Source organism: Algibacter sp. AS12 (genome assembly GCF_046736315.1).
Classification (GTDB): Bacteria; Bacteroidota; Bacteroidia; order Flavobacteriales; family Flavobacteriaceae; genus Algibacter_B; species Algibacter_B amylolyticus.
This window is the reverse complement of sequence record NZ_CP151841.1, coordinates 2762385-2774921: the sequence shown is the minus strand read 5'-3', so window position 1 is coordinate 2774921 and position 12537 is coordinate 2762385. Positions and strand designations below refer to the sequence as shown.

9 protein-coding genes are annotated in these 12537 nt (G+C 34.2%); all 9 read right to left on the bottom strand.

From position 1 onward, the window contains the following. Window positions 1-99 precede the first annotated feature (99 nt). Complete coding sequence (locus AAFN75_RS11480) at window positions 100-1587, bottom strand: xylulokinase (protein ID WP_411806448.1); 1488 nt, start codon at window positions 1585-1587, stop codon at window positions 100-102. A gap of 141 nt (window positions 1588-1728) precedes the next feature. After that, the gene (locus AAFN75_RS11475) at window positions 1729-2592 is read right to left on the bottom strand and encodes an AraC family transcriptional regulator (RefSeq protein ID WP_411806447.1); all 864 of its coding nucleotides are present in this window, start codon (window positions 2590-2592) and stop codon (window positions 1729-1731) included. Between the two features lie 35 nt (window positions 2593-2627). Continuing rightward, window positions 2628-5054 (bottom strand): glycoside hydrolase family 3 N-terminal domain-containing protein, encoded by a 2427-nt coding sequence (locus AAFN75_RS11470; RefSeq protein ID WP_411806445.1) that lies wholly within the window; start codon window positions 5052-5054, stop codon window positions 2628-2630. Between the two features lie 32 nt (window positions 5055-5086). After that, window positions 5087-5833, bottom strand: coding sequence for a DUF6250 domain-containing protein (locus AAFN75_RS11465; protein WP_411806444.1), 747 nt, complete (start codon window positions 5831-5833; stop codon window positions 5087-5089). Between the two features lie 11 nt (window positions 5834-5844). Next, window positions 5845-7479 carry a GH39 family glycosyl hydrolase gene (locus AAFN75_RS11460; protein WP_411806443.1) on the bottom strand — a complete coding sequence of 545 codons (1635 nt, stop codon included), beginning with the start codon at window positions 7477-7479 and terminating at the stop codon, window positions 5845-5847. Window positions 7480-7511: 32 nt separating this feature from the next. Next, window positions 7512-9107 carry a sialate O-acetylesterase gene (locus AAFN75_RS11455; protein WP_411806442.1) on the bottom strand — a complete coding sequence of 532 codons (1596 nt, stop codon included), beginning with the start codon at window positions 9105-9107 and terminating at the stop codon, window positions 7512-7514. A gap of 346 nt (window positions 9108-9453) precedes the next feature. Next, window positions 9454-10368: a T9SS type A sorting domain-containing protein gene (locus tag AAFN75_RS11450; protein ID WP_411806441.1), complete on the bottom strand. Its 915-nt coding sequence runs from the start codon at window positions 10366-10368 to the stop codon at window positions 9454-9456. Window positions 10369-10633: 265 nt separating this feature from the next. After that, window positions 10634-11419: a T9SS type A sorting domain-containing protein gene (locus AAFN75_RS11445; RefSeq protein ID WP_411806440.1), complete on the bottom strand. Its 786-nt coding sequence runs from the start codon at window positions 11417-11419 to the stop codon at window positions 10634-10636. 313 nt (window positions 11420-11732) lie between these two features. Then, window positions 11733-12512: a DUF4998 domain-containing protein gene (locus AAFN75_RS11440; RefSeq protein WP_411806439.1), complete on the bottom strand. Its 780-nt coding sequence runs from the start codon at window positions 12510-12512 to the stop codon at window positions 11733-11735. Window positions 12513-12537 lie beyond the last annotated feature (25 nt).

Sequence of the window (12537 nt, the reverse complement as noted above, 5' to 3'; positions counted from 1 at the left end):
TTAATTCTCCTTGCGTTAGGGATTGCAGTGGAAAGCCCACAGCTACCTTTTGGGAGCGAGGACTTGTAACGTAAAGCCCGACCCTTTTGGGGTAACGCCCTAATTATTATTTAATGCCAACTCTAATTCTTTCTTCCATGCATTATAGGCTTTTACATACGGTGTTTTATCCTTTAATGGCATGAATGTCATAACATGATCGTTATCCATAATAGCTTTTCCGAAGGCTTTAAAATCGCCTTTATGTAAGTTGGCTGCACGGGCAGCTCCTATGGCTCCTGTGGTATTGTAAATTTCTATTTCTTGCCCGATTAGTGTGGCTACAGTATTTGCGAAAATTTCTGAGCGGAATAAATTATCGTTTCCAGCACGAATGACGCTTGCTTTTATACCATCGGACTTAAGGATTTCCATACCGTAAAAGAATGAAAACGCAATACCCTCGAGCGCTGCGCGACATAAATGGGCTTTGTTATGGTTGTTTAAATTAACATTTACCAAACGTGTACCTATTTCTTTATTGTTTAGCATACGTTCTGCTCCGTTACCAAAAGGCAACAAACAGACACCGTCTGCCCCAACTGGAATCTCTATTGCCAGCGTATTCATGTCGTCGTATGAGCTTACATCTAAATTATTTAGTAACCATCGGTATTGAATTCCGGCGCCATTAATATTTAAAAGTTTTCCGATTTTTGGGTTAGATTTTGTGTAATTAACGTGTGCAAAATTGTTTACTCGTGTACTTTCTTTACCCGAAAGACTATTGGTTACCGCATATACCACACCTGATGTTCCACCTGTGGCAGCTACTTCGCCGGGATTAAATACATTTAATGACAAGGCATTGTTAGGTTGATCGCCCGCCCTATAATATATGGGTGTACCTGCCGCTACTCCGCTTTCGGCTTCACCTTTTTTATCGACTATAGATTGAATACCAAATGTAGGCACAATATCTGGCACTAAGGCCTCATTAATACCGTAATGCTCTAATAAAAAATTAGCAACAGTATCGTTTTTGAAATCCCAAAAAATCCCTTCGGATAATCCTGAAATGGTGGTATTTATGGTATCTGAAAATTTATAAGCGATATAGTCTCCAGGAAGCATGAATTTATGAATCTTGCTATAAACTTCTGGCTCGTTATCCTTAACCCATTTTAATTTTGATGCTGTAAAATTTGCTGGAGAATTTAGAAGGTGAGCAGCACATTTATCTTCGCCAATAGCTTTAAAGGCATCGTTACCAATATTAACCGCTCTACTGTCGCACCAAATTATGCTATTACGTAATGGCTTTCCGGCTTTATCGACCACTACCAATCCGTGCATTTGATACGAAATACCAATACCATCTATTTGAGTACTAGTTATATTAAATTGCTTTTTTAGTTGCTTTATGGCATTGCATATATGTAGCCACCAATCGTTTGGATCTTGTTCTGCCCATCCGTTTTTTACGGCTTGCATACTCATTTCCGTTTTAGGCTCTTGTACAACTCCTAAACTTTTTCCTGTTTCCGAATCGACTAAAGCCGCTTTAATGGAAGAACTTCCTATGTCTATTCCTAAATGATAACTCATTTTTTAGTCTCTATAATTAGTTTGGTTGTTTGTTTTTTTAATTTGTATACAATAATAAAAAAAATAATAGCACTTTTACACCTAAACAAAGCTTAAATTGATATTAATTTAATTATAAATGTAAAAAAAACATTTATTACGTTATTTCTTGTACTCCTTTAAATATGACGATGGCGTTTTTTTCATGACTAACTTAAACTGTCTATTAAAGTTAGAAATATTATGAAACCCAGATTCGTAGCACACGGCCGCTATATTATACTTATTTTCTAGTAATAGCTTGCAGGCATAGCCTATTCTAATTTCGGCCAAATATCTTGAAAATGTTTTTCGGTTTACGCGTTTAAAAAAACGACTAAAAGCCGAGGTATTCATGTTGGCTACTTTAGCAACATCCTCCAAAGAAATAGACTTATTAAAATTATTAAAAATATAAGCGTGAATAGTATCTAAGGTTTTGTTTTCGCCATTTCGAAGCGTATTAACATAGCCTTGACTTGCCAATAGCTTATACTTTTTATGTTTAGCTAGCTTATTTAAAATATTTAAAAACGCCATAGTTTTATCGAACCCAAAACTTTCTGCCATAGCCTGAATATCTTGAATAAGTTTTTTATCGACGTTTAAAAACTTAATACCAAACCTTGCCCTATCAAAAAGTTCTGAAAGATGAATCATTTCTGGTGTTTCAAAAAAGGTAGAACCTAAACATTTTCTGTCAAAATGAATAGCAATCGCTTTTGCCACTAGATTGGCATTTTCTTGAAAATATTCATCATCATTTAACCACATGTGTGGCAAATTTTTTCCTATTAAAACAATTTCATTTTCTTCAAATTTTTCTACACCATCGCCAACAAAACACGTTCCTTGACTTTTTAGTACTACAACAAGTTCTATTTCTGGATGGTAATGCCAAACCTTTAAAAAGTTAGGATACTCGTTAACTTTAGTACTAAAAGAACTATTATTTAAATTACTTCTATCTAAAAAATGCAGTTTCATAAAAATGTCTCCATAGTTGTTTACAAGTTAATACTTTAGTTGTAAACGTTTACTACTTTAAATTGATCGCTAAGTTTAATATCTACTGAAGAGCTGCCAATTAAAACTTTAAATACACCAGGTTCAACCGTCCAATTCATATTTTTGTCTAAAATAGCTAAATCATCCGGATGTAAGATAAAATTAACGGTTTTGGTTTCATTAGGTTTTAGGTGAATACGCTCGAACCCTCGTAATACAGACTCGTAAGTGGTTACACTACTCACTATATCCTTCAAATACATTTGCACCACCTCATCGCCTGCTCTTGTTCCTGTATTTGTAATTTTAAACGCTACATGAATATCGGCTTGTGGTTTTAAGCTTTTTGGTGTTACTTCTAAGTCACTATACTCAAAAGTTGTGTAACTTAAACCATAACCAAAAGGATATAAAGGTCCTAAAACTCTAGTATTACCGTAACCGTTTGGTCCCGCTCCTGGTTGTCCTGCTTGCGACCCGGGTTTAAATGGGAAGTTTAAAGGTATTTGCCCCACTGTTTTAGGAAATGTAACGGATAGTTTCCCTCCAGGATTATAGTCTCCAAATAAAGTTTCGGCAATAACCTCGCCTGCCGCTGTACTAGGAAACCAAGCTTCTAGAATGGCTGGTAGAAATTTATTTTCCCAGTTTATGGTTAACGGCTGACCGTTTATAAGCACTAAAACTACCGGTTTCCCTGTTGCATAAAGGGCTTGTACTAATTTGAATTGACGTCCTGGAAGCCCTAAACTGGTTCGTGATTTTGTTTCGCCCACACGTTTTTCATCTTCGCCTACAACTGCAATAATAATATCGGATTGTTTCGCTTTTTCGACAGCAGCATCGATATCTGCTTGTTCTTTTGCTGATAACTCGGTTGGAATAATTTCGCTCCCTGGCCAATCGGGATCAACAATATCGCAACCTTTTACAAAACTAACATTAGCGTTATTACCTGCGTATTTTTTAACACCTTCGAATACAGAAACCGAAGGATTAAAAGCAGGACCATATCGACTGTAAGTAAAACTTACCTCGTTAGCCAACGGACCTGTAACCAAGATATTATCTAGGTTTTTAAGATCTAGTGGTAAAAGATTATTTTCATTTTTAAGAAGCACTAAAGACTCTCTATTTATTTGCTTTGAAAATGCTTCATCTTCTGGAGTATGTACTAATTTATCGGCTTCTTCTGGATTTTCCACATAAGGATTATCAAATAAACCTAACCTGAATTTAACACGTAACACATCGGCCACTCTAGAATCGATTGTTTTTATTGAAATTTCGCCATCACGTATTAATTCACGTAAAGGTTCAATAAATGATTCTGGAGTTCTAAAGGTTGTACGCACATTTAATCCCGCTTCAATAACCTGACGCACGGCTTCTTTATAATCTTTAGCAACGTGATGTTTTTCTGAAACATATTCTACCGCTTCACTATCGGAAACTACATAGCCCTTAAAACCAAATTTTTCGCGCAGCAAATCGGTTAAAAAATAACGACTTGCGGTAATAGGAACCCCATCATAATCATTATAACTACTCATAATCCCCATTGGAGCAGCCTCTTGTATAACCCGCTTAAAAGGGTATAAATGCAGTTGAAACATTTCGCGTGGTGCCACATGGGAATCTGTTCTGGCATCGCCATCGCGTGCGCCTTTAGGAATACTGTATACCGCAAAATGTTTTAAAGTTGAAGCCACACCTTGCGATTGAATACCTAAGGTCATTTGCTTTCCCATTTCGGCAATATGAAATGGTTCTTCGCCATAACACTCTAAAACACGTCCCCAACGTTGGTCGCGTGCTACATCTAAAATTGGTGCATACACATTGGTGTAGCCTAATGCTTTGGCTTCTCGCCCTACAATTTCTCCAGCTTTTCTAACCAAATCTTTGTTCCATGTACTACCAATACCAATGGGCGCTGGTAATGGTGTTGCTTTTTCGTGGCATAAACCATGAACGCCTTCGTTAGTAAAATCTACCGGAATACCTAGTCTTGTTTCTTCAACAAACCATTTTTGAACTATATTAATAGTTTCGGCATGTGTGCTATAAGGATAAGCATATTTAGTATGCGTTTTCTCTTGATTCCAAATGGTATTTAAATGCTCGTCGATATTAGCAATACCATCTTTCCAAACTTTATTTTTCCATGCTTTAGTCGGTAACTCATCGGCTAAAACCCTAGAATAACCATATAAGGTAGTAAGCTGGCAGGTTTTTTCATTAACATTCATTAATGACACTAAGTTTTTAACGCGGTCTTCTAAAAGCGCCGTTGGATCTTCAAAAACATCTTTAACCCCGTTTTTATTAAAATCAATCCAATCTTTCTTATAAATATCTTTTTTATTTGAATTAAACCCTAACATTAATAGAGGTAAAACTCCTAAAACAGATATTCTTATTATTTTATGAAATTTCATTTTAATGGATTTAAGAATGGAAGCAGGCTGATTTATTTTTCAATACTATAAACTTTGAAATTATCGACCGTCATGTGATTTTTAACGGTTCTTAAACCAAAATACCCAGAGGTATACGGGTCTTTATCTAAAAAATCTGCAAACAATACATTATCTCTGTAATACTGGATTACTCCATTATTCGCCACGATTTTAATATTATAGGTTTTATTAGCTTCAAGCATAAATTTAGGGTCGCTTAAATCGTGATGCGGTAGCAACGGACGTTCTCCATTGCCCACGTAACGACGAAAACGTGTTGTTTTATTAAAATTACCACCCACACCCATATAGTATAATTGTAAATCGTCGTAGTTTGAAAATTTACCGCCTCGTTTTTCTGAATTAGCAAATAAATTATCTGGATTTTTAGGATCGGTAGCCATCCAAAAGCAGTTTAAATCGGATACCCTATCATTTGCACCACCATCTTGAATAATAAAAACATCGTATTTTATAACAATAGGGCCTTCAAATTTTTCTTTTAACCAAACGGTACAACCTTTTACATCGTCAATTTCAAGTTTACCCTTATTTATTTCAACTGTTCCACCCTCCATTTGCTCGACCTGCCAATTATCTAATCCGTTATCAAAATTCTCTTCGAAAATTAATTTACCATTAATAGATTGCCCTTTAATTTCGATAGCTCGAGCCTTATTGCATGACGTGCAAACCAAAAGTGAAAAACAGGCTAATAAAACAAGTGATAAACTGAGGTACTGGTTACGATTTTTCATAATTATATATTTTAATTTACTTGTTTAATTAATACCAAACTCCATGGTGTAATATTGTGCTTAATACTTAAATTCCCGTTTTTATCGGCTTTTACATGTTCCGTTTTCATGGAATTAGCATAAGCTTTCATCACTTTAATTTCTTCTCTTGTTGGTGGTTCTGGTTTCCCCATAGATTCCCAAAAATTATGAATATTTCCGTGATCTTTATCTAGTATTTCAATTTCAAATAAAGTTCCTGCTTTTAAACCTGTTAAAGTAAAATCTAAGTTTTTATTGGTTCCGCTTTCACGTTTATCACTACCAAAAGGCACTGCGTTTTCATATTCTTCAGGATAATTATAAGCTAAAGCCGAAATTTTCCCTGTTGACTCTTCTTTACTTACGAATAGGTAATCGTCCTTATATAACTTTTGGTTTCCTATTTCGTGTAACATTCTATACGCGTGATACGAAGGCTTTACTAATCCTTGGTAATTTATCATTCCAAAACCACCATGAAATATACTTGAAGCACCGCCTTTTTCTTCAAAAATATCGGTAAACGTCCAAAACGCTAAGGAGTTTGTTAAGCCAATACAATCTAAATTTGATTTAACTATATAAGCTGCAGCTGGTAACCTATCGTGCATTTCATCACGACTACTTGGGCTAGTATTCCACTCGGTTAAATGAATTTCAACATCTGGATAATCGCTTTCTGCAATGGTTTTATTTAGCCATTCTAAATCTAATTTTAAAGATTTAGCAAAACGAGTTAAGCCTTTTCCTTTTCCTGTTTCAGGATTAAATGCATAATCGGTTGGATATGGATGTGTACTAATAAAATCAACTGGTAATTTTTCCTTTTTACAATATTTAAGGAAATCTTCAATCCATACGCCATGCCATTCTAATGCGTTAATATCATCGGTATTAAAAACCGCATCAGAAGCTTTATCGTAAGTCGTTTCGCCATCAAAACGAGTATCTGGCACAAAATTACTTGTTGATGGTCCTCCAATTTTTAAGCGACTATCCACAGACTTAACTGCTATGGCCGATTGTTTATACAGCTCAAAATATTGCGATTTTGTACCATCCCAAAATAACGGATACAGATTTGGCTCGTTCCAAACCTCAAAATACCAGGTTAAGACTTCCTCCATGCCATAACGATCTACACAATGTTGGGTGAATGCTTTTATTAAATCGTGCCATTTTTCAAAAGAATCTTCGGCCGGTGTAATATTTGCTTTCCACCAAAACACTGTTTTAGAATTTTCGGCAGCCATACTTGTTGGTAAAAAGGCTAATTCTATAAAAGGTTTAACGTTTAAATCTAACAACCTATCAAAAACATCGTCAATATATTGCCAGTTATAAACGGTTTTTCCGCGTTCTATAATAACAGGAAACATATCATCATGAAACAAGCCATGAAAACGCACATACTCAAACCCACAATTTTCTTGTACTTGCTGCATTTGCTCTAACCAACCGGCTCGTAAAGCTTCGTTAGCACGACCTGCGCCAACCATTTTACTCCAATAATGATCGAAGTTTTCACCTTGTTGCGTAACATCAACCTGAATGTTTTTTTGTGCTGAAAGACCTAACGTACTTCCAAAAATGATTAAGACTATTATGTTTTTGATGATTTTCATTAATTGAATTATTTCTTATGTTTATGCTTAAATTAATTTTCTGTGGTAAAAACGGCTGCTGGCAATCCTGCCTTATTATAAAGATTTGCATTTACAGGTGTGCCAGTCCATGCATAACGCACGTTAACCGGATTAGTAACCATATCGTTCCAAACCTCTATGGTATTTGAAGTTGTTATTTTGGCTGTTGCCGGTTTCCAGTTTCCGTTTATATCTTGAATTTCGAAAGCCCCTAAAGGTTCGTTAACGGCAACTGCATCGTCTAACAAATGTTTATTTGCTACCATTAAACCTGACTCTGCTTCAGTAAACGTTACTGTTATTTTATTTCCGTTTATTGAATACGCTTTATATAACGGACCGCTAACAGCATCGATATTAATATTATAATCGTTTTTTAATGCCCAAAGTGCTAAACGTTTTCCGGCATCCATTTTGTTATGCGGGTGAATATCTTTAGCCTCACCAATATCATGAAGGACTGCCATTCCAGAATTAGAAACTTTTAAAGTTTTACGTAATTGGTCGTTTACTGTAGCCCAACCATTATCGGCTTCCTGGTCTCCTCGTTTACATGATGCTAATTGTACGTAATAAAACGGAAAATTTCCTTGTTGCCAATCGGCTCTCCAATTGTTAATCATGGTTGTTAAATAATATTCATATTCGGTAGGTTTAAACACGGCATTACTTTCGCCTTGATACCAAATTGCCCCTTTTACTTTATAAGGCAGAATACTTGAAATCATACCATTGTATAGCGTTGCCGGCAATTGCATATCTTTGGTCGGGTGTTTTTCAGTTTTTGGTTTTCTGCCTTTTTTGCCATTTTTGTTCCATTTAGCTAGGGCTTTTTCGTAAACGATATCCACATAACCTACGGCATCCATTTTTTCTATTTTCTCCTTAGTTTCTGTTCGACTAGCTTCAAAATAATCCTTTAAGTTTTTATCGGATAAATACGTTTCTTCAGAAATCCATGGCTGCACGCGCGTTCCTCCCCAAGAGCATTCCAACAAACCTATTGGAACATTTACATGTTTACGCAATTCTTTAGCAAAAAAGTAACCTGTTGCTGTTATTTTCCCAATATCTTCTGGATTAACTGAACGCCAAGTATCTTCAAAATTTTGTTGCTTTTCGAAAAGCGAGGTGGTTTGTGGCACTTCTATGTGTCTAATCCAATCATCTTTTGCCGTGGCAACTTCATTTCTAATATACTCAACTAAAGGTTGGTATTGAGGTTCTCTAGAATTGTTTACAAACTTAGACATGGCAAAATCCATGTTAGATTGTCCTGTACACAACCAGACATCGCCAGACAATACATTATTTATTACTATTTTATTTTTTGAAAACACCGTTATCTGATGTGGCCCACCAGCTTCTGGCGTTTTAATATCGGCACGCCAATTTCCTTCAGGATTAGTAATTACTTGTGCCGATGCTCCCCAACTTGTTTCAACAGTAATAATTTCATTAGCATCTGCCCAACCCCAAATAGGTACGATGGCGTCGCGCTGAATAACCATACCGTCTGTAAATAATGCATTTACTGATACATTGGCAAAAATTAATAGTGGCAAAACAGCTGTTATTAAAAAGGCTGAAAGTGATTTTATTTTCATTTTGGTTAGTTTTGTAAATACCTGAAATGTGTTTTATTTAAAATTAAAATGGAATTATTTACTTAATGCAAGTTGATAAAAATTAAAGTTTTTACTTATAACTGATTATTCATAGTCTATAAATAATGGTTCATTTGGTGTAAAAAACCACCTTTTTTAGGTTAAGCATATTCTTTAGTGGTAATTTTAAGATAAACCCCAAAACTTTACTCAAGTAAGCAGAACTATTGGAAGGTGAAAATAAAAAAACGGTTTAAATTAAAAGTGCCAAAACCAAAAAGCCGTAACAATAAATTTTTGTTACGGCTTTTCTTAAATATTAGTATTTAAATTATTTTAAAACAACTTATTGCTTTAAAATACGCTTTACAAATTCGCCATTTTCAGATTGAACTCTAAAAATATAAAGACCATTTGATAAGTTTGAAATATTAATTTCTGATTCTGTTCTATCTAGGTTTTTATTTAATAAAGCTCTACCGTTTAAATCGTAAACTGTTACAGTTGCATCTATAACTTGTGCATTTTTTATTGAAACGACACCGTTTGTTGGATTAGGAAATAAACTGAAAGCTGATTCTAGTTCTGCACTACTTGTGCTTAATACATCTGTAACTGTACCATCAGTTATAGTACCAAAAATCCTTCCCCAAAATTCATTATTTCTATAAGTCGGTACTTCTCCTGAAGGAACATTTAGAGTAGCATTAAATAGATTTGTACCAGCGTCACCATCACCACCATCATCTGGTGATACATTAGAATTAAACGAAAACAAAGCATTATCTAAAGTTGCTGGTGTAGCGTTCAAAACTGTAAATGATGTTAAATTTGTACATTGCCTGAAAGTATTAAATCCAATAAAATCACATGAAGCAGGTAAAATTATAGTTTCAAGTGCAGCTAGTCTGAAAGTAAGATTAGGAAGATCAGTGAAAGTAGATGCAGAAAAATCAGCAGTCGTAATACTAGAGCTTCTAAAAGCATTATTACCACCAAATGCTGTCATTGTACTAGGTGTAACTACAGACCTAATTGTAGTACTATTCTGAAAAGCACTTCCGGCAATTTGAGTTACTGTATAAGTTGTACCTGAATCATCTACTGTAGATGGAATTACTACAGCCGCTAATGCACTACCTGTTACTGTCACATTAGTACCATCTAATACTGAATAATTGATATCATCAACCGTAAAATCCTGAGCTGTAATTGTTGCTGTTACCATTAAGGCAACAAATAATTGTAATGTTTTTTTCATAAGAATACATGTTTTAATTAATTAATTTAGTTCCTGCAATATGTTAATACTATTACAATTAAACTTTAACTTATTGCCCAGTTGTTATAAAATTATGTTCATTGCCCTTTAATTTATCAAAACCTCAGCGATTTAGCACTTTATTAATCAGTTATATAAATCAAAAAACAAATGATTAGTTGTTTTTTTTCTAAAATTTTCAAACAAAAAAGCCATTTCAATTTAAATTGAAATGGCTTTAATTAATTATTTTGATTGGTTATTTTTAGTTTTTCAATATGCGTTTAACTACTTGCCCATTACTAGTTTCAACTTTAAAAATATACATACCCGCAGCATATTTTGAAATATCTACACGTGAATTTGTTGTTTTTAATAGCGATCTTCCGTTTAAATCGTAAACCGTAACCTTTGTATCGTTAAAATTACTTTCTACAGTAACTATACCTTTTGTTGGGTTTGGGTAAATATTCGCATCTATAGCATCAACATGATTAACTGATAAAGAGGCAACAGAAAATTGAACAGTATGCAAATTGAACAAAGATGTTAGTCCGGGTGTCGTAGAACGAAAAACTAAAAATATATTTTCGCTAGTAGTAGCAGCACTAGCATCTATAGCAGCACTAATAACTGCCTGATTACCCCAATTATTGTTGTTTATCACCTCATCAGTTTGCCCAATAAGAACAGACGCTGCAACATCATCAGGATTAGGCATAGCACCCATTCTAATCTCAATATATCCACCGTTATCTTTTTTAGTTCCATACCCAAAATCAACACTATTAGCACAAGTAATATCCATACCTGCATACATTACCCAATTGGTATCGTTGATATAACCAAGATTTGCACCTTCGTCACGAAGACCAGCTCCTGTTTCCTCAAAAGTCATAGAATGCGTGTTTCCGGCAACCGTATGAGACGTATTTGCCAAAAATTCATCTGTATCACATTGTGCATGAGACGTTATACCTGACATAAAAAATAAACCTAAGCATAAAGCTTTAAGGGAATTAGTAATTGACAATTGTAATTTTTTTCTCATAATAAATAAAGTTTAGATTAATTAATTATTTGCATCTAAATTAATAAAACAGTACCCCTTAAAATATAAATCATTAACCAAATGCTATAAAAGTGCACTCATTTTCATATTTAAACCTTAGATTTCACCTAAAAATTATAGCTTTTATATTTATCTAGCCATTTTAATAAAATTTACTATTAACAAAATGGTTTTAAACAATAATATTTTTAGATAGGCTTAATTCAAACTTTAAAAACTAAAGATTAAAAAAACAAAAACTCCCAAGACTAGGTCTTGGGAGTTTTTTAAACTTAATAAACACTATTAATGTTTATATTTTTACTGGAAAGGTTCCTTCGGTAGGGTTACTTTCAAATACATAAGGTGAATCTACATCTACTTTATAAAAAGTTGTGTAAGTATACGTACCTTCTGAGATAAAATCTGGTATTATCGTCGCATCTTCAGACTCATCAACCACAATAGTTAATTCTGAGCCATCTACACTACTTGTATAACTTATCTCGGTTTTAATTAATAAATTGTTTTTAATGATTATATCTCCATCATCATTAGTATCTCTGTTTGAAGTCCAATTAATGATTGCTTCAGAGTCAGAATATATGGTAGCTCCAGTATTTTGTCTCGCTTGTAAAGATTCTTTAAACGCATCGCCTAAAACGCTTCCAAAAACATCATACTTTATAGATTGTTTACCCTCAGAATCTTCAATATGGATAAAATATTCATTTCCACCTTCTGGTAAATCCAATTCTACCTCATAAATTTCTGGTTGATAAATGGTTCTATTAACATCAATTGTTGTAACTATTTTATCATCGTCATCAGTTGTATCGTCATCAAATAAGGCAACAACAACTTTTTTTATTTTAGGGTCTGAATTAACATACACCTTAAATAAGACTTTATTATAATCGGTTTGCACTACCGCTACTGAATCAGGCATTGCTAAACTTACTACACTTTCAGGAATGTACTGATCGAATGTTTCAACCAAATCTGTATTCTCGCAAGAGAAACACAAAATTATGGAAGCAAGCACACCAAACACCAACGCTTTAGCGGACTTTTTCTTTAAATTATTAATCATAAATTCTAATATTTTTAATTTAAGT

Coding starts and splice junctions, on each gene's coding strand:
- AAFN75_RS11480 (WP_411806448.1), bottom strand. CDS start 1,587: ATGAGTTATCATTTAGGAATAGACATAGGAAGTTCTTCCATTAAAGCG.
- AAFN75_RS11475 (WP_411806447.1), bottom strand. CDS start 2,592: ATGAAACTGCATTTTTTAGATAGAAGTAATTTAAATAATAGTTCTTTT.
- AAFN75_RS11470 (WP_411806445.1), bottom strand. CDS start 5,054: ATGAAATTTCATAAAATAATAAGAATATCTGTTTTAGGAGTTTTACCT.
- AAFN75_RS11465 (WP_411806444.1), bottom strand. CDS start 5,833: ATGAAAAATCGTAACCAGTACCTCAGTTTATCACTTGTTTTATTAGCC.
- AAFN75_RS11460 (WP_411806443.1), bottom strand. CDS start 7,479: ATGAAAATCATCAAAAACATAATAGTCTTAATCATTTTTGGAAGTACG.
- AAFN75_RS11455 (WP_411806442.1), bottom strand. CDS start 9,107: ATGAAAATAAAATCACTTTCAGCCTTTTTAATAACAGCTGTTTTGCCA.
- AAFN75_RS11450 (WP_411806441.1), bottom strand. CDS start 10,368: ATGAAAAAAACATTACAATTATTTGTTGCCTTAATGGTAACAGCAACA.
- AAFN75_RS11445 (WP_411806440.1), bottom strand. CDS start 11,419: ATGAGAAAAAAATTACAATTGTCAATTACTAATTCCCTTAAAGCTTTA.
- AAFN75_RS11440 (WP_411806439.1), bottom strand. CDS start 12,512: ATGATTAATAATTTAAAGAAAAAGTCCGCTAAAGCGTTGGTGTTTGGT.